This window comes from Streptomyces sp. NPDC018026 (genome assembly GCF_044327745.1).
Taxonomy (GTDB): domain Bacteria; phylum Actinomycetota; class Actinomycetes; order Streptomycetales; family Streptomycetaceae; genus Streptomyces; species Streptomyces rubrogriseus.
Genome location: NZ_JBIRFY010000001.1, coordinates 193,828 through 218,107 on the forward strand (window position 1 = coordinate 193,828; position 24,280 = coordinate 218,107).

Genomic DNA, 24,280 nt, shown 5'->3' on the forward strand with positions numbered 1-24,280 from the left:
GCGAGGGAACCCATAAGGTTCGATCCCGTAGAAGCTCGGGGTTTCTTCGACCCTGATGGGTTTCTGACTGCTCTGGCACATCGACGGGACGCCTTTCTGTGTTCTTGGGAAGCTGTGGAACGGGTGGGCTATCCCGGTGACGTGAATCGAAGGACCGCCTTGGTGACGCGGCCTGAGCCCGCGTCCTCGAACGCGGTGTTGATATCGGCGAAGTCGTAGAAGGACAGCAGTCGGTCGATGGGGAACCGGCCCGCTCGATAGAGCTGGGCAAGGTCGTTGATCAGGAGCGACGAGACGGCGTCGCCCTGGATGATGCCCTGAAGCGACTGGCCGAGCGTGAGCCGGCCGGCGTCGAGTACGGCGCCCGCTCCTTCGTGGAACGCCACGAAGCCGAATCGGCCCATCGGGGCCAGGGCGCCGACCCCGGCGTCGAGGTTCTCCGCGCGGCCGCTGGTGTCGAGGACGTACTCCAGACCGCGTTCGTCGACGGCGCGGAGCGCGCCGGTCAGATCCTCGACCCGGCCGGGGTCCACGAGGTGCGTCGCTCCGAGATCGCGGGCCAGATCGAGGCGGCCGGCGTCGACGTCGACGGCGACGATGGTGGTGGCACCCGCGACATGTGCCGCCATGACCGCCGCCAGGCCCACCGCTCCCACACCGAAGACCGCGAAGGACGCTCCCGCCGGCACGGCGAGGGCCTTGAGTACGGCCCCCGCGCCCGTCTGCAGCCCGCACCCCAGCGGAGCCATGACGTCGAGGGGCAGATCGCGTGGGACCTTGATCGTGTTCCGTTGGTGCGTCAGGGCGTGGGTGGCGAACGAGGACTGGCCGAAGAAGTGACCGTGCGGCTCAGCACCGTGGGCGACGTGGAGACCGTTCGAGCCGTCCAGGCGGGCACCTGCGAAGTTGGCCGCCCAGACGTTGTCGCAGTAGGCCGCGTGCGAGGACATGCACGGCTTGCAGCGGCCGCACGAGTGGTAGGAGAGGACGACGTGGTCACCGGGCTCGACGGTGGTGACAGCGGCCCCCACCCGTTCGACGACTCCTCCTCCCTCGTGCCCCAGCACCACCGGCAGCGGCGTTGCCATGCGCTGTGCCCGCACGTGAGCGTCGGTCGCGCATATTCCGGTCGCGACCATGCGAACGAGTACCTCGTCGGACCGCGGGTCCTCGATCTCGATGTCGCGGAACTCGAAGGGCCCGTCCTGCGCTTCGAGCACAGCGGCGCGCGCGGAGGTGGTCATACGCCGTGAGCCTGCCGCGAAGCGCCGCGAGGGCCATGGTGACGAGGACGAGGGACTGACATCATCAGCGACTCTCTGATCGGGGGGTGGGCCTCAGGAACCCTTCAGCGAGTCCGAACCTATGTCGGCCGCCCGTGCCCGCGGATCGGTCGCCGTATCCGTCACGGCAGTGAGCCACGGTGTCGCGAGGTGCGGCGCGGTCACTGCCGGACGCCGGTCCGGGCGGCTTGTTCGACTCGGGCGATGAGACGGCTGTTGTGGGCGGCGTGCTGGAATCCCGGGGTGTGGTGGGTGCCGTTCGTGATGTCGCGGGCCAGGCTGGCGTAGACCTCGCCGACGTTGATGGAAGCGCCCGTCCAGATGTCGGCGGCGGTGGGTCCCGCGCCGGTGGCGACCGGGCGGTCGGGCGCGGTGAAGTCGACGCTCGACGAGAGGGTGAGGTCGCCGACCTGAACGCCCGCGGGGTGGTCGCCCGTCAGCTTCAGCCAGCCCTCCGATCCGCGTACCTCCAGACTGAAGTGGGCGTCGGGTGCGGGCACGCCCGCCAGGATCTGCACCCCGACCGGCGCCCCCGAGGAGGTCTTGGCGATGGCGTCGAGGTGATCCGGGACCTCGCGGACGGACATCGCGCCGGTGTCGACCAACTTCACCTGCGGCCAGAGGAGTTCGGTACGGGCGTCGATCTCGGTGATGTCGCCGAGAACGGCCTCGACCACATCCAGGACGTGGCCCGCGGCGATGGTGAGGAAACCGGCTCCGGACGCTGCCTTGTCGAAGTATTCGTACGCACTCACCGACTCCGGGCCGTTGCCGAAGGTCGTCGCGGCGACTCGCGCCGAGAGCAGCCGCCCGAGCCGGCCCTCGGCGATGATCTCCGACGCGCGGCGTACCGAGGGGTTGAGCCGGCCCTGCAGGCCGATCGCGGTGTGCAGTGCGCCGGCCGCCTCAGCCATCTCTTCCGTCTGCGCGACGGTCGCGCCCAGCGGCGACTCCGCGTACACGGCCTTGTTCGCCGCGAGGGCCGCCAGGACGAGCTCGCGGTGAGCCGGGACCTTCACCGCGACGGTGACGAGGTCGATCGAAGGGTCACCGATGAGAGCGTAGGGGTCCGCGAACCAACGCTCGGCGCCGAACGCCTCGGCAGCGCCGCGCGCGCTCTCCTCGTGCCGCGTCGCCACACCGGCCAGGTGGAAGTCGGGCTGTGCCGCCAGCGCGGGTATGTGCGATGCGCCCGCCCAGCTCGCCTTCGTGTCCGCGCCGATGATGCCGACCCGTATGAGATTGCTTGACATGATGTGGTGTTCCGTTTCTTTCGCTGAAGCAAGACGTGGTGTGATGCGCGGGGCGAATCGGCGCGTTCGCGCCTCTGTCACTGGTCGACGGCGGCCATGTCGGGCTCGGCATGGCGTTCGCCGGACGCCGGTGTGAGGTTGTTCAGGCGGGCGATCTGGCCCGGGGTGAGCCGGATGCCGTCGGCGGCGCTGTTCTCCTTGAGGCGGTCGATGCGTGTCGTCCCCGGAATGGGGGTGATGCCGTCTCCTTGCGCGAGCAGCCAGGCCAGAGCGACCTGCGCGGGCGTGGCCCCGACCTCGTCGGCGACCTCGCGCACCTGGTCGACGATGCGCAGGTTGCGCGTGAGGTTGTCGCCGGTGAACCGGGGATTGGAGCGACGCCAGTCGGCGGCGTCCAAGCCGTCCAGGGTGCGGATGTCACCGGTGAGAAATCCGTGTCCCAGCGGTGCATAGGGAACCAGCCCGATGCCGAGCTCGCGCAGCGTGGGCAGCACCTCGGCCTCCGGGTCACGCGTCCACAGCGAGTACTCGCTCTGGACAGCGGCCACGGGATGGACCGCATGGGCCCGGCGGACGGTCGCCGCTGCCGCCTCCGACAGCCCGATGTGGAGGACCTTGCCCGCCTCCACCAGCTCGCTCAGCGCCCCCACCGTCTCCTCGATGGGAGTGTTGGGGTCGACCCGGTGCTGGTAGTAGAGGTCGATGCGGTCGGTTCCGAGCCGCCGCAGTGAGCCGTCGACAGCCGTGTGAATGTTGGCGGGGGTGCTGTCCGGGCCCGGCCGGCCGGTGTGGGAGACGAGGCCGAACTTGGTGGCGAGGACGACTTCGTCCCGGCGGCCCTTGATCGCGCGACCCAGCAGTTCCTCGTTGATGTAGGGGCCGTACACCTCGGCGGTGTCCAGATGGGTGACACCGAGGTCGACGGCGCGACGAATGGTGCGGATCGACTCGGCTTCGTCCCGGCCGGTGCCGGTGTAAAAGGCCGACATCCCCATGACACCCAGGCCGATGCGCGGGACATCGAGCCTGCCGAGCGACGTGGACTGCATCTGTTGTCCATTCCGTGTGGGGCGGGCCTCAGCGCCGCAGAGCGAACTTGACGCGTCAAGTTCTACTCCTTCGAACTTGACGCGTCAATAAGTGGCTCTAGGATGTCCTCATGGCGAGTACGGCAGATGACACGAACGGCCGGCGCCGTCGGCGTCCACGGAACGGGCCGACATCCGAGGCGACGGCTCGTGCCGACGCAGGCTCCGGCTCGGGGGATTCCACCGGTCCGGTTGCCGAGACGCGATGGCTGAACGGCGACGAGCTGGCGGCGTGGCTGGCCAACTCCGCGATCATGATCAGCCTGCCGGCCGCGCTGGATGCGCGCATGCAGCGCGAGGCTCAGCTGACCTTCTTCGAGTACATGGTGCTCTCGGTCCTCTCCGAGCAGCCGGACCGCACCATGCAGATGAGCGCCCTGGCCGCGCGAACGGCTGCGTCACTGTCGAGGCTGTCCCATGTCGTCGGTCGGCTCGAGAAGCGCGAACTGCTCGCGCGGAAGCGGATCCCCGGTTCCGGAAGGCGCACCACCGCGACGCTGACCGAGGCCGGCTACGACGTAGTGGTGGCGGCGGCGCCGGGACACGTCGCCGCAGTCCGCGAGTACCTGATCGATGATCTCGGTCCTCAGGAGCTGGCGGCACTGCGCCGCATCGGTGCGGCGGTGGACGCGGCCATCAAGCGCGGGCAACCCGACGCGAGCGCTGCGGCTTCGCCTCCGGGGGACGGCGCAGTGGACGGCCAGTAACCCACGATTCATCCTGCTTCACAGCCTCCGGCCGACACCTTGATCGTGACTCCCCGCGAGCCCGCCGGCCAAGAGCCTGACCAGCCCTGACCGGCGGGCGTGAGTGAGGTCCGCGCAGCTTGCGGGCCGTGCTGGGCTGCACCACAGCATGCGACCTTCACCGTCCGTGACGACCATCGACTTGACGGCGTTCTGCCAGTTTTTGCCGGAGATGAACTTGCACACCCAAAGCGGGTGGGAGCCGGAATGCGAGGGCGGCTCGGCAGGGGGCGTGTCGCCATCGCCACCCAACGAGTCGTTGGGCGGCTGGCCCAAGATCTTCATCGGACGCGCCTGGCTCTGTCGACGTTGAAGAGCAGCGTCTCGCGCCGTTCGGGAGGCACCTCGGCTGCCAGTTCGGGCAAGCAGCAAACAGCGGAACAGCGGAGGCATGTGTGTCGACAACTGCTGTCGCAGGACATCGAGAAAGCCATGCCAGCCGCACGCCTCTGCGGGGCCGTGGTCCGCCGGTCGGCGGCCAGCGCCATCCTCCGCCACTGAGCCCACAGCGCGCCGAGTCAACTCCCTGCTCGCCGATTCCATCCGACTCGGTCGAGACCCTGAGGAAGTGCCCCGTTCGTGGTGGCCTGCGCGTTCCTCCCCGTCGTCCGGGAGAACACCACCGTGCGGGGACTTCTCCGCCTCGCCCGCGTCTTGCGCGCCGCCCGCTTCCTGCCCCAACTGCGCATCGTGCTCGTCGCGGTGGGCCGCAGCCTGCCCGGCACGGTCAGCTTCCTGCTCGTGGGCGGACTCCTGCTGTACGTCTACGCGATGGTGGGCTGGGTCTTCTTCGCCCGCGCCGCCCCCGAACACTTCGGCTCGATCGGCCGCGCCGTCCTGACCCTGTTCCTGCTCATGACGCTCGACGGCCTCGGTGACGCCGTCCGCGCGGGCCTGGAGATCTCTCGCTGGAGCGTCCTCTACTACGCCAGCTACGTCCTCATCGCCTCCTTCGTTCTGGTCAACGTCCTCATCAGTGTCGGCGCGCAGAGCACTCGACGAGTTGGAGGAGAGCCTGGCGATCCTCTCCGTGCCCCGCCCGACTGGCACGGAAGCTACTGCACCGCCGCTGCGGGGGAACCCGTAATTCGACAGCTGTGTCGAACCGTCGGGTCAAGGCGAGGCTGACGGGCATGAAGGTCTCGGGCATCTTCACCGCGATCGTGATCGGCGTCGTGATCGGAGCCCCGGGCCGCCTGATCATCCCCGGCCGCCAGCGCATCGGCATCTGGTGGACGATCCCGGCCGGCATCGTCGCGGCCCTGGCCGGCACGGCCATCGCCGGCGCCTTCAACGTCGCCGACACCAAGGGCATCGCCTGGATCGAACTCGCCATCCAGATCGGTCTCACCGCGCTCGGCGTCGTCGGAGTGGAGCGGTTCACCGGCCGCCGGTGACCGGCGTGACACCTCGGCTGCGCGGATCCGTACGTTCGCAGCCACGCGAGCTGGGGCGACAGCGTTCCGAGGTGGCCTTGGCGTTTTTCGGTGAGCGCGGCCTGGAAGCGCCCGGCCCGGGCCGCGAAATAGCCCCTTCCGTGGCGTGCAGTGCTGCTCCTTCGCGGAGGTGAGGGCTGCAGTTCTCGTTCGGTCTGAAGCGCTCGGTTGCGCACGCGGCGTGCGTCATGATGGCGCACGTAGCGCACACTATGCCCGTAACGACGTGACCCGTATGCCGGATTTGCGTGTCGCGCGCTGTTGAGCTGCACGTATTTCCACATGCTTTCGTGTCCACATGTTTCGCGATGACCCATCATGTGGAGTGTGTCGCGATTTTGGAGCCTGCGGGCAAGGCGAACTGACCTGCGCTTTTGTCGGTCCGGGTGGGTTGCCCTACCTGTTTCCCTCAGTGCAGCGGTTCGAGCGGGCGGATCGATCTCTGTAGCTCGCTGACCTGAGGATTCGTGAGCGAGGTGCGTTGCACGGGCGACGACTTTGAGGGGCGTTCGGAGATTCTTGACGCTCGGACGACGCTTGCAGCAGAAGCCTCTGCTGCGCCTCCTGAGGCGCTGTGCGCCGCCACCTTGGGCTCCACGTTTTTAGGGAACACGACTCGACCACCTCAGCCGTGATACCGATCAGGTATCATGCATGTATGGCGATGACACTCCGACTCCCTGATGACCTTGACGCGAAGCTGTCCGAGCGGGCTCGTCAGGAAGGTCGTAGCAAGCAGGAACTTGCCATCGAGGCTATCCGTGACGCCCAGAACCGGGCCGAGCTGAAGGTCGATGACGTCCTGGCCGAGCTGATGGACAGCGATGCGGAGATCCTGGACTACCTGAAGTGACCGACGTGCGCTACATCCAGATCGACGAGATCCTGGCCGTCGCCCGCACGGTCAACGGTACCGAGCACAGCGTGCGTGACATGGGCCTTCTGGTGTCCGCGATCGAGCGCCCCCGGACGAACGTGTTCGGGGCCGAGCTGTATCCCACGCTGCACGAGAAGGCGGCGGCACTGCTGCACTCCGTCGCTCGCAATCACGCGCTGATCGACGGCAACAAGCGCACCGCCTGGCTTGCCATGCGTGTTTTCCTGCGGTTCAACGGCGTCAGCGCCAGTACCGCCCCGCCACACGTCTCCATTGCCGGCCCGTTCGTCGAGGACGTCGCGCAGGACAACGTTGACGTACCGGCGATCGCCAAGCGCCTGGCGACCTGGTTCCCCGTTTCCTGACGCTCGATTAGATGAGAGCGCAGCATGTGCGGTGCGTGGCAACACTGGAGCTTGCCGCAAAGGGAGCTGACTTGCGGCTTTGCGAGTCAAATAAGACGCGGCCAGGGGCAACCAGCTCTCCTCAGCTGGCGCGTCTACGAGAATAAGCGGCTGAGCTCCCGGCGAGCCCGGCGAGGGGCAGACGGGGATCGTCTCGCGTGCCACGATCTTTCGGTTGGAGCGCCAGCCGTTCAACGACATCGTTGCCGCTCTCGGGTCAGGTCCATCTACGGGCCGCGGAAGCCGGACCGCCGCAGCCGCTCGACAAGCGCGGCATCCTCAGTATGCTGCTGTTCTGCCTGCGCTCTTGGGTATGCATTCGGAATATTGCCGATTCTCCCGGAATCAACCTTCTTGGGCTGTTCGATCATTCATTGTGGTGTCATAACCCCTAGCCCGCTGTTGTATCGAGACGCCTTAAGTGTGGCGTAGCAGGGGAAAAACATCGCGCGTGATTGGGGGAAAGATTCGTACAGCAGCATGGGGTCCGTGCCGTGGATGACGTCCGTCCATGTAAAATAGGATAATTGTAGTTATCCTGTCTTTACTTGCCTTGGCCGCACGCAAGGAACGCCCCGGTCATGGCCGGGGCGTCCGAGGGGGAGGGAGAGCCGGCGTGGGTCAGCCGAGCAGGATGGCCAGCACCCCCATCACGGTCAGCGCGCCGGTGAAGGCTCCGCCTGCGGCGAACACCTGGACGGGGGTGCTCGCGACTGGGACGGTGCTGCCGCCCGCGGGCGCGGGGGCTGGCGTGTTCACGGTGTACGCGAACACGGCGACGGCCGCCGAGCACAGGACTCCGAAGCCGGTCCAGGCGATCCGAACGGCGCCCGGGGTCGTCTCCGGCAGCCCCAGTGCGCTCATCACGGAGGCGACGTCGACGGCGAACGCCACCACGGCCGCGCCCGCCGCGGCCCAGGACTGGCCTGGCGGCGGCGAGGACCTGGCCGCCACCCGGAAGGCCGCGAACGCGAGCACCAGGGCGACGACGGTGGCGCACGCCAGGAGTGCGGACTGGAGACTCGACATGGGGCTTCCCCTCCCGGTGTGGCCCATGGGGTCGGTTCTGGGTACACCAATGCACGACGAACGGAACGGCCGGTGCCGCCCGAGTGCGTGTTCCGTAGTCTATGAAAAAATGAAAGAATCGGCCAACATGCGAGGTGAGCGGTGATGGCGGCGGGACGCCAGGCACGGGCGCAGGACCCCACGGAGCAGGCGGAGGAGCACCCCAACCCGTCGGCGCGCCACCGGCCACGGCCGACGGGGCGTCCCGCGCGGGCGCTGGACGCGGACGCGCCTCGCCCAGTACAGGACCTTGCTATGTCACTCCGCGAGCTGCGGGCGGAAGCGGGGCTGACGCTGGCGGAACTCGCCCGCAGGGCCGGGACCAGTCCCGCCACCCTGTCCCGCGCTCTGAACGGCGCCTCGGTCCCGTCGGAGAAGACCGTCCACGCCTACCTCGTCGCCTTGGGCGTGCCGCGCGACGAGCGCATGAAGGTGCTGCAGGTGGCCAGCCGCGCCCGTTCCGCGAGCGAGGGTGGCCGTGATTGGGTCGACGAGCAGTTGCCCCAGGCTATGGCCGAGTTGCATGAGCGGGCAGGAGCCCCGAGCGTGCGACAGATCTCGAGGCAGCTCAGTGAGGCGGACCAGCCGTTCTCGCACACGATGGTCCACCGCGCGATGCGCGACCCCCGCTACTACCCGACATGCGCCCTGGCCGTGGCCGAGTTGCTGGCCGATCAGCTGAAGGAGCACGAGCGCCAGCGCGCTGAGGCGACGCTGCTCGCCCCTCTCCGGGCTTTTCAAGGTTCCCCCGGGCATCGTTCCCCGTCCCGCAGCAGAGCCGAGACGCTCAGGACTGGGCAATGGGACGACACAGACGGCGGCGGGTTCACCCGCGTGCCACCACAGGATCTCGATGCCGAGCAGTCCGTCCTCGGCGGCATGCTGCTTTCCAAGGACGCCATCGCCGACGTCGTCAAGATCCTTCAGGAGGGGCGCGATTTCTACCGGCCCGCGCACGAGACGATCTACCAGGCCGTCCTCGGTCTCTACACGGAAGACAAGCCTGCCGACCCCATCACCGTCGCTGCTGAACTCGACCGGCGCGGCGAACTCGACCGCGCGGGGGGCGCACGCTATCTGCACATGCTCGTCCAGGCGGTGCCCTCGGCGGCCAATGCCGGCTACTACGCGGAGAACGTCCGCGACACAGCCGTACGGCGCCGTCTCATCGAGGCCAGCGCCCAAATCGCGCAGCTGGCCTACACAAGTGATCTTCCAATGGACGACATGATCCACGTGGCCCACGACGTCATCAGTGCCGCTATTGGACCCGGGCAGATCGAAACTCCGGAGGCGCCGCGGTGACCATCACTGTGGATCAGCGCTGGGGGAGCGCTAACCGAGCGCCGCGTCCCACGCGATCACTGGCCTGAACACGCACGGAGGCTGCACGACTTCCTCGTCTCCCTGTACGGCACAAATGACCGGCTCCCCGCCCCGGCCGCGGCCTGGAAGGCCCACCGGCGCAGCACGAACACGCAGAAGACGTACGCGCGCGGCTTCAAGGTTTTCGAAAAGTTCGCCTAAGCCGTCACTGGACACCTTCACGTTGCGCTCGCGCAGCCCGACCACGTGCGGCTGCCAGGTGGGTGGACACCGAACTCAAGGCGCATCCCGTTCCGTTCAGTCCGCCCCGGAGTCGAGGCCGTACGCCAGCGCTTCGGCGAGAACGTAGCCCAGGCTGTTGTCGAGCAGTCCGCACCTGTAGTTGTACCAGCTGGTGGTGGGGGCGTCCTGGTGATCGGCCCACTCCTGCGCCCGGTTGATCCGGGCGTCGGTCCGGGCGGCAGCATGCGTGATGGCCATGTGCGTCATCACGTGGGGGTGGATCGATTTGGCCTGCGGCAGCCCGAGGGCCGGCCCGACGCGCGAGGGAGCGGATCATACGCCACACGGCGGGCTCGCCGAGCCGTCCACCGGAGGCGGTGGTGAATAGCGGCCCGGTCGTACGACCGTCGAGGTACTCCTGCAGGGCGTCCCAGGTGTGCGGCGGGATAGCCTTCTTCTTCCTTGCGCCGCCCTTGACCCGGGCGTTGAGTACACAGTGACCGCGGTCGCAGCCGAGGTCCTCGACGTCGCCTGCGAGCACGGAGTCGATCCGCAGGCACGCCGTGTAGATCATCAACAGCAAGGCGTATGCCCGCGGCCGGTACGCCGCCGGCTGTTGCTCATCGCGGACGGCCACCAGCAGCCGGACCGTCTCCGCCTCGGTCAGGCCCTCAGTCGCCGAGTAGTCCGGGTCGATCACCGGCCGCCGGACTGCAGCGAACGGGTCGCTCACCGGCCGCTCGTTGACGGTGTCGAGGTATGCGAAGAACGAGCTGGCCGCTGACAGGGCGTTGGCTCGAGATGTGTCGGACTACGGCGCCCCGGTGCGGGCCATCTCGCCGCGCTGGCCGCCCTTGAGCCTCACCCAGGTGGGAGCGGTCTCCAGGTAAGCAGAGAAGATGTCGGCCAGCATAAATGTCGTGTGCAGCGAGTGTACGGCGTGGCCCTAGGCGCTGACCCGTATCTCAGCGGAGATCAACCTGCCCCGGACGCGCCGGGAACTCGATTCCGGACGCACCCGGGCCAGCAACCAGGCGTTGCACACGCTCTCCCACATCGGAGACAAGAGGGCGTGCACCTGGAGCGCGTGTGACATGCTCACACCATTGACGCGGAGGTGGCGCGGGCCGCGGGGCGCGTCGACGTCTCCCTCGTGCCTGAGGCGGGTTCACAGTGGGCGCACCGACACGACTCAACGGCGTGAGGTTTCGTACTGGGGAGGTGCCGCCGTACTGCGGTGTCCGTGACACGCCAGATCGCCCGAGCTGAATCGACGTACGGCCGTGACGCTCATTTGGCGCTCCGGGCGCTTGATGGCCCCTCATTCGGGCGTCGAAATCCCATCTGACCTGCTGCTTTGCCGCCTGCGCCCGGGGCAACATGTTTCCGATGACGCACCACGTGGAGTGCGTGGCGGTCCTGGAGTCTGCGGGCAAGGGGTCCTGACCTGCGCTTTTGTTGTTCGGGTGGGTTGCTCGACCTGTTTCCCTCCGTGGAACGGTTCGAGCGACGGATCGATCTTTGCAGATTGCTGACCTGCGGGTTCGTGAGTGAGGTGCCTGCATGGGCGACGCACTCAGAGGGGCTTTCGGAGATTCTTGACGCTCGGATGACACTCCGACTTCCTGGCGACCTGGACGCGAAGCCTACGGAGCGGGCCCCTCGGGAGGGCCGCAGTAAGCAGGCACTTGTCATCGAGGCTATTGGCGATGCCCAGAACCGGGCCGAGTCGAAGGTCGGTGACGTGGGTCTTCCGGTGTCGGCGGTCGAGCGGCCCCGGACGAACGTGTTCGGGGCCGAGGTGTATTCCACGCTGGACGAGAAGGCGGCGTCTCACGGTCCGCCGACTGACCCCGGTACCACGCGCACACCCAGCCCCCGCACCCGGTAGATGCACGTGTCGTCGCCCCACAGCGACGCGTCCGCCACGGCATAGGGTCCCCGCGAGTCCGTGCCGCTCTCCACGATGTCCATGTCCACTCGGATCAGCCGATTGGCCGGAGTGATCTGGCCGCGGTACGTCCAGGCCACCTCGCGACCGAGCAGCACCGGTTCGAACCTGGGGTGGGCTACGCCGTCGGCCGCACCGCTTTCGAGCAGGTGGTACTGGAGCAGTTGGCACATGGCTTCGACGCCCAACGAGCCGGGCTGCACCGGGTCCTGGAAGAAGTGGGCACGGAAGAACCAGGCGTCCGGGCGAACGTCCTTCTCCGACCGCAGCCGGCCCAGTCCCGCGCTTCCGCCGTTCGGCCAGTAGCCCGTGATGCGGTCCAGCATCAACAACATCGGTCCCGGCAAGCGCAGTTCCCCGGCGCAGTGCCGGGCGGGACGGGTGGTCAGGTCGACCACAGGGCCGTGAGACTCCTCCAGACGGGCCCGGTCGGCCGCCGAAGCCGCGAGACCCTGCTGGTCGTCGAAGGCCGACCGGGGGAAGTAGCCGAAGACCGTGGAGAGTTCGAACACGGGCACATCGTCGGCCTCGCACGTCACCCGGAACGACTCGATGACCATGTCCCCGTTGCGCGACACCCGTGTCAGTTCGGCCCTGGTGCGGACCGTACGCGTCGCGGGGGTGACCTCGCCGGTGACCGTTCCCGACCCGTCGAGGTTGCGGAACAGCAGGTCTGCCTCGCTGGTCACCGCGCTGCCCGCGTACGAGGCCAGCCAACCGCAGGGCTGCAGCGCGACCTCCATGAGGACGGCGAACGGCATGGCGCGGCCACCGTTCTGCTCGAAGAACCACGCCTGGGCCGGCACGTCGTATTCGGCGACGACGACGCTGCCTTCCCTCATCGCACCCTGCCGGCCGTCCACAGACACGATGCGGCTCATGAAGTGGTAGGGCGGGCCGGGAAGACGGGCCACCCTGCGGGTGCCGTCGAAGGGTTCGTACATGGCGCCGAAGGCTTCGCTCGGCCGGCCCCAGGCGCATGCCAGCAGCGAGGCGTAGTCGAAGGGGAGTCCGTCGACGGCCGCGGCCACCGGCTTCTCCTCCCGGTGGCCCGCCAGCCCGCCGAGCCGCGACAGCGGCACCGGCGCTCCGTCGGCCTGCACGGCGGGCGGCCCCGAATGCCGCCAGTGCGACAACGGCCAGTCGGGAACCAGCCGGAGCGCCATGCCGCGGCCCAGGAACGCCTTCGCTCCGTCCACCGAGCCGAGGACGTCCGCGTAGAGCGTCGGCACCGGCCCGGCCGAGACGCCGCGTACGAACACCTCGTAGTCGACCCGCCGGCTCTCCGGGGTCGCCTGGCCCCGGCACATCGCCCTGGCGGGGTGTTCGCCGACCGGCTCGAAGCGCCAGCCGTCCCGGTCGACGGTGAAGCCCATGGCCGTCAGGTAGAACGCCATCGCCTGGAGACCGCCCTGCAGCATCAGAGTGCCTGGCATGCAGGGGTCGTTCTTGAAGTGGCCGGCGAAGAACCAGTCGTCCGGGGACAACGAGGTCTCGGCGCGCAGATAGCCTCGGCCCCACGGCCCTCCGGCGGGGTCGAACGCGGTGACCTCGTCCAGCAGTCGCAGTCGCTCCTTGTCGAGCCTCGGCGAGCGGACGTGGGCCGCTGTCGCCTCCCAGCCGGGGCCGAAGCAGTCCGCAGGCCGCCCTCGCATCAGGGCTCGCACCTGGTCCACGCCGAAACGGGACCGTTCGCAGCACACGGTCGGCGGGTCGAGCGGCAGGTCGTCTCCTGGCGGGTGCTCGGCGGGATCCCAGCGCACACCACCGCTGCCGGCGAGCTCCCCGGGGGTGAAGAAGCCGGCTTGGCCCTCGCGGACACTGAGCCGCAGCTCACCGTCCACGTAGCAGTCGTAGTGGAAGAAGGCCAGTCGAACGCCGTCGACCTCCGCGTGCCCGTCGACATGGATCTCGAAGCACAGTGTGTCGCCGGGTTGCGGCGGGCCGCCGTGGAACGTCACCTCGCAGCCGAGCAGCCGGTAGGCGCGCTCACCCCGGTTGAGGAGGTCGACGCCCAGCCAACTGAGCAGCAGCAGGTCGGCCTGGCCCGCCTCGATCAGCAGGCCGGTCGGCATACGCCCCGTGGAGTCCAGGTACCAGCTGTCGGGCAGGACATCGGTCTCCGTCCAGATCCTCCCGTCCGTGCGGACCGGATCCGGCAGGACGAGCGCCGCAGGTACCGCGTCGATGCCGGTGACCCGGTCGGCGAGCAGCATGGGCGGCCCGGGCATCCGGGTCTGTACCGCGTATCGGTCCTGTTCGGCGAAGCGCGTACCGAAATGGGTGGAGATCTCGCGGGAGGCGAGGTGCTCCAGTTGGGCGCGGTCGAACGTCGGTCCCGGCTTCGGAGCCGGCGCGGGCGCGGCTGCCGTGGGGGAGCCGGGCACCGGCCGGGGCCTGGGGAGCGCCGGGGCCGCGGGTGAAGGCCCGGTGGGTGGAGGCGGTGCGGCGGGGGTGGACGGCCGTACGGGAACGGGGCCGGAGCCGGATCTGGTCGGGCCGACGGCGGTCAGCGCCGTCACGGCGAGCGCGGACATCCGCAGAAACTGCTGATGAGCCTCGGCGTGCGCGGCCATGACCTCCTGGTGCAGCGTGGCGACCCGCTGACTCTGCCGGGCGACCACGGCCCGAACGCCTGCCGTCCCCGGCTCCCGGTCGCCTTCGGCGGGCGGCCGGGAGCGCTGTCCCGCGGCGGGCAGGGGTACGGCGCCGGCGGCCGGGGCGGGGAGGCGGCCAAAGTCCTGGCCCACCGGGGCGGCGCGGCGGCCGGGGAGCCGGTCCGGTACGGGTGCCAGCTCGGGTGCCCGGGGCAGAACGGTCACGGCAGGCTCCAGGGGCGGTAGGCGCGGAGAGGGGGGTACGGGAACGGTGACGGTGGGGCCGGGCCGCGGGAGTTCCGTCGCGGCCTCGGCGAGGCGGGTGAGCAACGCGTCGGCCCGCACGGGCACTCCGGCGACGACGAGTTCGGCGACCGCGAGACACAGGTGCCGCAGCCCGGCGTCGCCCGGGGCGTCCAGCGCGACGGCCACATGCTCCCGGTCGCCGAGCACCCGCTTGATCCAACCGGTGCACAGCCTGCGCGGCCCGTGCTCCACGAAGACCCGGACACCGTCCGCCCACGCCTGCTCGACCGTGGCCGCGAAATCGATCGTGCCGAGTCCCTGGGCGGTGAGCGCCTCAGCGGCTCGCTCGGCCGTCGGTCGGTACGCCCGCCCGGTGGCCCCGCTGTAGAACCGAACCCCGGGCACCTCGACCGTGGGACGACGGTGGGTCTCGCGCCACACCTCGCGGACCTCCGCCAACTCCGGAGCGTGGGCCGCCATGTCGTAGTCCAGCTCGATCGCCCGGTCGGCGCCGAGCCTGGCCACGACGGCCGCGCAGGCCCGGGACTCGCCACCGATGACACAGACCTCGGGCGCGTTCACCGCCATCAGATGGACCGCGGCCTCCGTGGCGAGCTCCGCGCGGACGGCTTCCAGGGACGCGCTGACCAGGTAGCTCGACCACCGGGAGCCCTGGATGCCCCGCCGTCGCCAGTAGCGTCGGACCGCCCGCAGCTCGCCGGTGAGTTCGGTCGTGAACAGACCGCTGTCCCGGGTGGCTTCGTACAGCCCCGGGGCATCCGGCCATGCCCCCAGAGCGACCAGCGCCGTCGACTCGCCCGAGGAGTACCCGAGCGCGGCGTCCGGCCGAAGCCCGAGCACCTCCCGGCTGAACACGGTGTGGAAGGAGGCCAGTTCGGCGGCGGCCCAGATCTGGCCGAGCACTCCGGGCTCGGTCCGGGACCGCAGCCGCGTACCCACCGCCCCGTGCTCCTCGCGGATCCGCTCGCCCAGCGACGGCAGGGCGAGCGCCAGCTCATGGCCCATCCCCGGGTAGGTGGCCGATCCGTTGGTGTACACGAAGGCGGTCTGCCCGGTGACCGGCCCGTCTCGGTACAGGACGTCGGCCGGGCGGATCCCACCCTCCGTCAACCAGCGGCGGGCGGCTTCCCTGCGGTCCGGCGGCAGGGTGGCGCCGTCGACCACGAGCGCCAGCCGGGCCGGGCCGGCCGAGGACTCCCGGCCGGCCTCCAGGGCGGCCAGCACCTCCCGCCGGTCCGCCCCGGAGAAGACGTGCAGGCTCGGAGCCGGACCTCGCAGCCACGGCCGGCAGTCCGCCGCGCGCAGCCGTACGCTCGCGGCGGGGCCGTCCAGCGGCGTGACCTCGGCCCGCGCGGTGTGCGGGACGGCCGCGGTGTCCGCGGGGCCGCCCGGGCGGGGCACCGCGCGGTGCTGGAGCGAGACCGCGGCGACGGCGACGGAGACGAGCCCGGACGCGGCATGAGCACGCCCGAAGGCCGACGACGGGTCGAACGCCGCGTCGGGACCGTCGCCGACGACCAGGTCCGGTGCGTCGTCGCCCTCCTCGTCCAGCAGGGCGACGACGGTGTCGCCGTCCCTGCGCGCGGCGTGCAGAGGCTTGAGGACCAGGACGACGGCCGCGTCCCCGGGGCCGTCCTCGTGCCCGAGTTCCCGCAGGGCGACCCGGTGGACCGCCTCGCAGGAGAGGTCGGTGGCACCGACGAGCGCGGCATCGGCCTCCCCCGACCGGATGGCCCGGGCTGCGACCTCCAACGCGACCAGCCCGGACGCCTCCTCGGCGGACACCGTGAACCCGGGCCCCGCCAGATCCAGTTGGGTGCTGATGCGGTTCGCCGCGAGGTTCGGCATGCTGCCCACCACGGCTTCCGCCGTCATGGGCCCGGTGAACGCCTCCCGGGCGAGATCCGCCGACGGCGCGGTGACGGGCACACCGGACTGCTCCAGCCAGTACGGGACCCGCCAGCGGGCGCCGGCGCGGGCCACCTCGGGGTCCACCCCCGTACCGATGACCACCATGGTCCGCTCGCGCGGCAGGCTCACCGTCCTGGCGGCCTCCCTGGCGGCCTCCAGCACCAGGAGCTGGTGACGCGCGGTCCGCTCCAGGGCCAGCGGCGGGAAGCACAGGCCCGTCAGTTCCACGGCGATCTCCGCGACGGGACCGCGCCGTTCGCCGCCCAGCACCGCCCGGCGGAAGTCCTCCAGCGACGCCCCCTCGCCGACCCGGGTACCGAGGGCGACGATCGCCACCGGTGTACGGGCGCCCGGCGCGTCACGTTCAGGAGCCGGCTCCGGCGCGGCGGCAACCGGTCCGCCACGCCGTACGGGGGGCAGGGGAGCGACGTCCGGAGCGTCGACGACCAGATGGGCGTTGGTCCCGCCGAACCCGAACGCGCTGATCGCCGCCCTGCGTCGCCCCACCCACTCCTCCGGCGCGGACAGCACCCGCAAGGGCGTGTCCGCCAGCAACTCCAGCGGACGCCCGGCCCCGAGCGTCGCCGGGCGTACCCCCGCCCGCATCGCGCCGAGCACCTTGAGCAGCCCCGCCACCCCCGCCGAGGCCAGCAGGTGCCCGACATTCGACTTCGCGGAACCGATGGGTACGTCGTCGCCCGACCCGAAGACCCGGGCCATGCCGCGCGCCTCCACCGCGTCCCCGACCGGCGTCCCCGTCGCGTGGCACTCGACGAGCGACACCGACTCGGGAGCGACACCCGCCATGTCGTACGCCAGGCGCATGGCCCGTACCTGACCCTCCTCCGACGGGCTGATCAGGCCGGAACCCCGCCCGTCGTTGGACAGACCCACACCGCGGATCACACCGAGCACCGGCAGGCCGGCGGCGCGAGCCCCGGACAACCGCATCAGGGCGACGAACCCGGCACCCTCACCGTGCACCAGCCCGTCCGCGTCCCGGTGAAAGGGGCGGCTGCGCCCCGTGCGGCTCGTCGCGGACAGCCCGCAGAACCCCACGTGGAGGTAGAGGGGATCGGGGCGGCTGACCGCACCGGCCACCATCAGGTCGGCCGTGCCGTCGTGCAGCCGGTCGCACGCCAGTTTGATCGCGTACAACGAGGACGCACAGGCGGCGTCGAGGGACCAGGCCCCCGCCCCGAGCCCGAGCGCGCGGGCCGCGAGCCGGGCGGGCAGCCCGGAGGAGAAACGGTTGCGGGCGTCGGGGCGCGTACGGCGCTCACCCGTCAACAGGGCGTCACGGAGCGAAGCCCGCTGGGCGGACAGCCAAACGTGTTCGGCGAAGGCCGCCCCGGAGGCTGTGGGGTACGACAGGTTCCCCAGCACCAGCCCCCCGCGCGGCAGCGGACCCGCACTGCCCGCCTCGGCGAGCGCCTGCCGCACCCCGTACAGCACCCAGTGGAAGAGCGGGTCCAAGGACGCGATGCGCTCCGGGGCGATGCCGAAGCCGCCCGGATCGAAGACGGACTCGAACCCCTGGACGTACCCCCCGACATCGGTCCACGTACGGTCGAGGTGGTCCGCCACGGAACCCATGGCCCAGCCGCGCGGCAGCCGCCATCGGCCCGCCGGGGCGGCCGACAGGCTCACGCGGCCGGCGGCGATGTTCTCCCAGAACGTGTCCGGATCCAGCGCGCCGGGCAGCACACAGCCTCGTCCGACGACGGCGATCGGTTCGCGACGCATGCGGGTCTCCCTTCAGGACAGGGCGGAGGGCGGGGACGGGGTCAGGAGGGGCGGCGGACGAGTTCGACGCCGATCAGCTCCAGCCGGACGAAACCGTCGGCGTCGATCAGTGCCGCGTCGCAGCGCGCACCCGTCTCGTGCGCCTTGCGCCCCCTCACCACACACCGCACGGCGGCGTCCACCGGGCCACGCCGGTGCACTCTGCACTCGGCGACGGTCATCGGCAGCGTCGCCGCCCCGAGCACCTCCGCACCCCAGAGCAGGGCGAGCTGGAGAGCGCCGTCCACGGCGGCCGGATCGAGCGACCAGTGCTCACCCGCCCAGCCCAGGGCACGCACGCCCGTGACGGTCGCCTCGGCTCCGTGCTCCGAGATACCGCGCACCGTGCGCAGCGCGTGGAACCGGGGGCCGTGGAAGAGGACCTTCCCGTCGTACGGATCGTCCCGGTCGAGTGGCTTCAGGCCGTCCGGGGCGTCCCACGCGGCCGCATCGGGCTCCCCCTCCCCGGTGTCCAGGATGGCACGGAAGTGCGCCACACCGTCCTGGCCCCGCAGCTCCGCCTCCAGAGCCGACGGTGAACCGGGCGCGCCCCGGCTGCCGACCACGGTGAGCCGGTGGCCCACGCCGGGCAGTTGCGGCAGGTCGTACTTCTTGTACACCCGCAGATCGCGCAGGACGAGCCGTCCGGCAGCCGGCAGCCAGGCCGTGGCCGCGCCCGAGAACCAGTTCAGGACCAGGGCCACGGGCAGTACGGGCACCACGGCGGGCGCGTGGTCGGCCAGCTGCGGCAGGGTGTCCGAGTGGACCAGCAGTTGTGCGCTACGCGGCTCACCGGCCGGGGACAGGGCGGCCGGGTCGTCCCCGGCGGCCAGGACGACGCGGGCCTCGCCGGCGGTGCCGTCCAGCTCGGCGGTGAAGGCCGCCGCACCCTGTTCAAGAGGAATGAGCGGTACCCCCGACCGGCCGAGATGAGCGGCCAGGGCCGGGGTGACCATGCCGCCCCGCCAAGGGCCCCAGGCCAGGCACCGCACCAGGCAGCCGGGGCGGCGGACCCGCTCCGCCGACGCAACCTGATGGAGGACCTCGTTGGCCATGGCGTAGTCGCCCTGCCCCGGGTTGCCGAACACGGCGGCCACCGAGGAGAACAGGCAGATCGTGTCCAGAGGATCCTCCGCCGTCGCCTCCAGCAGCGCCCGCAGACCGTCCACCTTGGTGGACATCACCAGTTCGGCCTGCTCGTCGGTCTTGTCGGCGATCCGCTTGTCGGCCAGCACCCCCGAACCGTGCACGATGCCGGTGACCGGCCCCCACGTCTCGCGCACGTCGCGCAGCGCGGCGGCGAGGGCGGCACCGTCGCGGACGTCCACCCGGACGTACCGGACCGGCGACCCCGCCGCCTCCAGCCCCGCCAGTGTCGCCCGCACCTCGCGCGCGGCCAGGATCGCCCGTGCCCGCTCCGCGATCCGGACGGGTGAGGAGTCCGCCGCGCTCCCGGTCGAGCGCTCCGCGAGCAGACGGGTGAGCGTCGGCTCGTCGGTCGCCGTGGCCAGTCCGGCGGGCTCGGCGGCCAGGTCCGTCCTGCCCAGCAGCACGATCCTTGGACGGTGGGTCCTGGCCAGGTCGAGCAAGGCCGCGGCGGTCACCCCGCGCGCCCCTCCGGTGGCCACGATCACCGACGCGGAGGAGATCCGTCGGGTGCCGCCGGGCGTGACCGGCTCAGGCACCATCCGCAGGAGGGCGCGGGTGCCGTCCGCCCGGAGGCCGACCTCCGCGTCGGCCCCGCCTTCGAGCAGTTCCCGCACGATCGCTTCGGCGACCTCCTCGTCGTCCCGGCCGCCCCGCTCGCAGTCGACGACCTTGACCGAGGCGTCCGGCCACTCCTTCGCCGCGGTCCTGGCCAGACCGGCGACTCCGCCGAGCCATGCGCGGTCGGGCGCGTGGCCCCCGAGCCCGAAGTTGCCCCCGGTGTCCTGGACGGTCACGAACAGCCCGCCGCCCGCGGCCGCTCCTGCCGCCACCGCACGCGCCGCGCGGAGCGCCGACCGGTGGACCTCCCGCGCCTCGTCCGGCGCGCCGCTCGCGGTGAGCCCGCCGAGATGGACGACACCACGCGCGTCCGCGGGCACTTCCGCCACGGCGGCGGCGTCCACGCCGCGCTCCGTCAGCTTCCGGGCGACGAGGCCGACGATCCCGCACCCGCCCGTGCCCTCGCCGGTCACCAGGACGGGCCCGTCCAGCAGTCCCGCCGTGGCCAGCCCGGACGCAGGCGACTCCACCGTGCGCGGCACCAGCCTGGCCAGCGGCGTCCCCTCGCCCGCCCCGGTGCGCGGGGCAGGTGGTTCGGATGCCTCGGGAACGGCGGGGGCTCCGGCGGCACGGCCGCCCGGCTCCGGCGGCTCGGGAGGCTCGGGAGGCCGGGCGCCGCCGGTGAGCGCATCGACGATCTCGCGCAGCGTCCGGAGCTTGCCGAGCTGCCCGGCGTCCCCCACCGCCACGTCGCCCACCTGCCGGCGTACGGCCGACAGGATCTCGACGCGCTTGATGGAGTCGACGCCCAGGTCCGCCTCCAGCTCCATGTCCATGTTGAGCATGGCGCTGGGATAGCCCGTGAGCCGGGCCACCACCGACAGCAGCAACTCCTCCAGCTCCTTTGGCGACAAGGACACCACATCATCGGCGGGAGCGGGAGCAGCTGCCGGTGCGGGGGAAGACGCCGCCTCGACCCCGGGGGACGCGCCGGGCACAGGGCCGGCCGGGGCGGGTACGGGTACGGGTACCGGAGCACCGGTCGGGACCGGAGCCGGCATCGCCACGGGCCCCGGTGCGGGCCGCGGTGACGTGGGGCGGGGCAGCGGCAGCGGGGGAGCCGGTACGTCCGTGATCACGCCCGGGTGCGCTCCCCCGAGCATCGCGGTCAGGGTCGTCTCGGTCATCCGCAGAAAGGCCATGTGGCTTTCCGTCAGCATGCGCTGGCAGGCGGTGTGGGTCTCCGCCGCCTGCCGCTGGACACTCTCGACGGTGGCGAGCCAGTCACCGCCGACCGCACCCGAGGCCCCGGCGCTGTCAGCGGCATCGGCCTCTTGCGCCGGTTCGGGCTCCAGCTGCCAGGGCGCGGCGGTGGCCGTCCCGTACGCCGACGGCTGCGAGGTGTGGGCCGGAGAGGCAGCGGACGCGGGCACGGGAGCCATCGGGGTGTCGGACGGGTGTGCGGGTACGAGGGAAGACCGAGGCCGGGGCTCCGGTGCGGGCGGCGGCTCGGCGGACGCGGCACGGGTCGGCGCGGACCGGCCGAAGTTGGCTCCGCTGATCTTCACGGTCATTCGGGGCTCGCGCTCCTTCGCTGAGGTTCCGGGCGGGGCGTACGGCGCCCAGAGGGTGTCGAGATCGAGGGGGACGCCGCGTACGGCGAGTTCGCCGAGCGCGGCGTGCAGGGTGTCGGCCCCGGGCCGGGCCGGCCGGTCCAGGGGGATGGCCGCGTACTCGCGGTCGCCGAGGATCTGCCCGACCAGGCCGGTCAGCGCGGTGCCGGCGCCGACCTCGACGAAGGTGCGTACCCCAGCGGCGTACATCGCCTGGATCTGGTCCTGGAAGAGCACGGGCGAAGCGAGATGGCGGGCGATCCGGTGGCGCACCTCGTCGGGGGACGACGGGTACGGCGCCCCGTCCGCGTTGCCGTAGACCTCGATCCCGGGCTCCGCGAGCGGCATCGTGCGCAGGTACGCGGCGAGCGGCTCGACGGCCGGGGCGACCAGCGGGCTGTGGAAGGCGGTCGACGCGGCCAGCCGACGGGTGGCGACGCCCGCGGCCGAAAACGCCTTCTCGGCACGGCCGACCGCTTCCACCGATCCGGAGAGCACCACTTGGTGCGGGGAGTTGTGGTTGGCGGGCCAGATGTCGCCGAACCTGCCGCCGGCCAGCACCTCCGCCACGTGTGTGCGGTCCGCCGTCACCGCCAGCATCGCGCCCGGGGCGAGAGCCGCGTCCCGCATCAGCTCGCCGCGATGACGGGCCAGACCCACCAGCGACGTGGCGTCCAGCGCACCCGCGCAGTGCAACGCCACCAGCTCGCCGAAGCTGTGCCCCGCTACGCAGTCCGGCCGCAGCCCCAGCTCGCGCACCACCTCCAGCAGGGCGAGCGCGTGCACCGCCAGCGCGGGCTGCGCCCACTCGGTGGCATTCAGCAGGGCTTGCCGGGCGGCTCGTTCCTCGTCGGTGAAGGAGGGCGGGGGGAAGACGACCCGGTGCAGGAGCTGTCCGTCGAAGCGGGTGCCGCCCAGCCGGTCCCACAGGGCCTGCGCGGACGGCGCCAGCATCGCGAGATCGGCTCCCATCCCGACGTACTGGGACCCCTGCCCGGGGAACAGGAAGCCGATGCGGCCGGGGGCGGCCTCCCCGTACGCGTACCGGACACCGGCGGGCGTCGAGAACGCCGCGTCGGGGCGCTGCCGGATCAGCGCGAGGGCCTGCGCGTGCTTGTGCAGCAGGTCCTCGCCGTCCGTGGCGACGACAGCCAGCCGCATCCGGGCGGCGGGTGAGAAGCGGGCGTGGCTCTCCCGTGCCGACGCGGCAAGCGGACGGCCGTCGTCCGTCTGCGGCGGTGCCAGGTCCGACAGGGAATCGCCACTGAGCAGGACGAGTTCGCTCGGGGCGGTGCGATGACGCAGGGCCGCACGGCCCGGGGCGCCCGAGGGGACGTACTCCTCCAATGTGACGTGGAAGTTGCTGCCGCCGAAGCCGAAGCTCGACACCGCCGCCCGGCGCGGATGACCGGCCGGCCTCACCCACGGACGGGCCTGGGTGTTGACGTAGAACGGGCCGTCCGGGGCGGCGGCTGCCGGGTTCGGCCGGTCGACCTTGACGGTGGGCGGCAGCACCTTGTGGTGCAGGGCCATCACCGCCTTGAGCAGCCCCGCCGCACCCGCCGCGCACTTGGTGTGCCCGATCTGCGACTTGACGGAGCCGATCGCGCACCACTGCCCGTCCGTACGGCCCGACGCTGCGAACACCGACCCGAGCGCGGCCAGTTCGGAGGTGTCCCCGGCCTTCGTCCCGGTCCCGTGCGCCTCGACCAACTCCACGGTGTCCGGTCCGTAGCCCGCCTCCTCGTAGGCGCGTCGCAGGGCCCGCGCCTGACCGCCGGGCAGCGGTGCGTAGATCGCCGTACCTCTGCCGTCGGACGAGGAGCCGATGCCCCGGATCACCGCGTGGATCCGATCGCCGTCACGCTCCGCGTCGGACAACCGCTTCAGGGCGTACATGACGACCGCCTCGCCGAGCATGGTTCCGTCGGCCGCGGCCGAGAACGGCCGGCAGTCACCGCTGGGCGACAGCGCGGGCGTCTTGGAGAAGCACAGGAACATGCCGATGTCGTTCCCGGTGTCCACGCCACCGCTGATCACCAGGTCGGCCCGGCCGAGCGACAGCTCACCGACGGCCGTCGACAGGGCCGCCAGAGAGCTGGCGCAGGCGGCGTCGGTGGTGTGGTTGATGCCGTGCAGATCGAACCGGTTGGCGATCCGACCCGCGACGACGTTGCCCAGCAGCCCGGGGAAGGACGATTCCCGCCACGGCTCGAAGCGGGCCGAGATGCGGTCGCACACGGCTTGTGCCTCGCTCTCCCCGAGTCCGCTCTCCCGCAGCCCCGCGAGCCACGCGGGACGCTGAGTGCGCCCGTACATGTGCGGAAGGAGTTCGAGGGCGGCCGCGCCGAGGACGACGCCGGTGCGGTCCCGGTCCACCCCGGCCGGACCGCCGACGTCCGTCAGCACCTGGTCGGCGACCATCAGAGCGAGCAGCTGAGAGGTGTCCGTCGCCGGCAGATTGGCGGGGGGCACCCCGTAGGCCATCGGGTCGAAGTCCACCTCGTCGAGGAAGGCGCCCCGGCGGGCGTACGTCTTGTCGGGGGCGGCCGGGTCCGGGTCGTAGTGGTCCTCCACGCGCCAGCGGGAGGCGGGCACCTCGGTGATCAGGTCGTGGCCGCCGGTCACGATCCGCCAGTAACCGGCCGCGTCCGTCGCGCCGGGTACCAGCGCGCCCACGCCGACCACGGCGATGGGGATCTGATGGGGAATGGAGCCGGACACGGTCCCTCCTCGGGGGCGTGCT

12 protein-coding genes and 1 pseudogene are annotated in these 24,280 nt (G+C 71.2%); 6 read left to right on the forward strand and 7 right to left on the reverse strand.

Annotation, left to right across the window (positions count from 1 at the left end):
- Positions 1 to 128: 128 nt before the first annotated feature.
- The 3 genes from ACH4D3_RS00830 to ACH4D3_RS00840 all read right to left on the reverse strand — a co-directional run bounded on the left by ACH4D3_RS00830 (position 129) and on the right by ACH4D3_RS00840 (position 3,585).
- Entirely contained in the window at positions 129 to 1,244 is a 1,116-nt protein-coding gene (locus ACH4D3_RS00830; RefSeq protein ID WP_333747769.1) for an NAD(P)-dependent alcohol dehydrogenase, read from the reverse strand.
- 200 nt (positions 1,245 to 1,444) lie between these two features.
- Entirely contained in the window at positions 1,445 to 2,536 is a 1,092-nt protein-coding gene (locus ACH4D3_RS00835; RefSeq protein WP_398314932.1) for a Gfo/Idh/MocA family protein, read from the reverse strand.
- 77 nt (positions 2,537 to 2,613) lie between these two features.
- Positions 2,614 to 3,585 (reverse strand): aldo/keto reductase, encoded by a 972-nt coding sequence (locus ACH4D3_RS00840; RefSeq protein WP_398314934.1) that lies wholly within the window; start codon positions 3,583 to 3,585, stop codon positions 2,614 to 2,616.
- A gap of 110 nt (positions 3,586 to 3,695) precedes the next feature.
- Here ACH4D3_RS00840 and ACH4D3_RS00845 point away from each other — a divergent pair, with 110 nt between their 5' ends.
- The 5 genes and pseudogenes from ACH4D3_RS00845 (at position 3,696) to ACH4D3_RS00865 (ending at position 7,048) form a co-directional block, all read left to right on the forward strand.
- Complete coding sequence (locus ACH4D3_RS00845; RefSeq protein ID WP_398314936.1) at positions 3,696 to 4,331, forward strand: MarR family winged helix-turn-helix transcriptional regulator; 636 nt, start codon at positions 3,696 to 3,698, stop codon at positions 4,329 to 4,331.
- Between the two features lie 618 nt (positions 4,332 to 4,949).
- A pseudogene (locus ACH4D3_RS00850) lies at positions 4,950 to 5,498 on the forward strand (ion transporter); the annotation flags it as partial.
- A 5-nt stretch (positions 5,499 to 5,503) separates the two neighbouring features.
- Entirely contained in the window at positions 5,504 to 5,767 is a 264-nt protein-coding gene (locus ACH4D3_RS00855; RefSeq protein ID WP_398314938.1) for a GlsB/YeaQ/YmgE family stress response membrane protein, read from the forward strand.
- Between the two features lie 697 nt (positions 5,768 to 6,464).
- A complete protein-coding gene (locus tag ACH4D3_RS00860) occupies positions 6,465 to 6,659 on the forward strand; it encodes a ribbon-helix-helix protein, CopG family (RefSeq protein WP_398314940.1) in 195 nt (64 codons plus the stop codon).
- Entirely contained in the window at positions 6,656 to 7,048 is a 393-nt protein-coding gene (locus ACH4D3_RS00865) for a type II toxin-antitoxin system death-on-curing family toxin (RefSeq protein WP_398314942.1), read from the forward strand. The genes ACH4D3_RS00860 and ACH4D3_RS00865 overlap by 4 nt, the downstream gene beginning before the upstream one ends.
- A 660-nt stretch (positions 7,049 to 7,708) precedes the next feature.
- Here the strand turns inward: ACH4D3_RS00865 and ACH4D3_RS00870 are convergent.
- Positions 7,709 to 8,116, reverse strand: a complete 408-nt coding sequence (locus ACH4D3_RS00870) for a hypothetical protein (RefSeq protein WP_398314944.1) — start codon at positions 8,114 to 8,116, stop codon at positions 7,709 to 7,711.
- Between the two features lie 294 nt (positions 8,117 to 8,410).
- Here ACH4D3_RS00870 and ACH4D3_RS00875 point away from each other — a divergent pair, with 294 nt between their 5' ends.
- Positions 8,411 to 9,460 (forward strand): DnaB-like helicase N-terminal domain-containing protein, encoded by a 1,050-nt coding sequence (locus ACH4D3_RS00875; RefSeq protein ID WP_398314946.1) that lies wholly within the window; start codon positions 8,411 to 8,413, stop codon positions 9,458 to 9,460.
- Between the two features lie 318 nt (positions 9,461 to 9,778).
- On the opposite strand, the gene ACH4D3_RS00880 is transcribed toward ACH4D3_RS00875, so the two are convergent.
- From ACH4D3_RS00880 to ACH4D3_RS00890, 3 genes are all read right to left on the reverse strand, one after another.
- Positions 9,779 to 9,970, reverse strand: coding sequence for a hypothetical protein (locus tag ACH4D3_RS00880; protein WP_398314948.1), 192 nt, complete (start codon positions 9,968 to 9,970; stop codon positions 9,779 to 9,781).
- A 1,566-nt stretch (positions 9,971 to 11,536) separates the two neighbouring features.
- The gene (locus ACH4D3_RS00885; protein WP_398314950.1) at positions 11,537 to 18,175 is read right to left on the reverse strand and encodes a beta-ketoacyl synthase N-terminal-like domain-containing protein; all 6,639 of its coding nucleotides are present in this window, start codon (positions 18,173 to 18,175) and stop codon (positions 11,537 to 11,539) included.
- Between the two features lie 41 nt (positions 18,176 to 18,216).
- Positions 18,217 to 24,258 (reverse strand): SDR family oxidoreductase, encoded by a 6,042-nt coding sequence (locus ACH4D3_RS00890; RefSeq protein WP_398314952.1) that lies wholly within the window; start codon positions 24,256 to 24,258, stop codon positions 18,217 to 18,219.
- Positions 24,259 to 24,280: the final 22 nt, after the last annotated feature.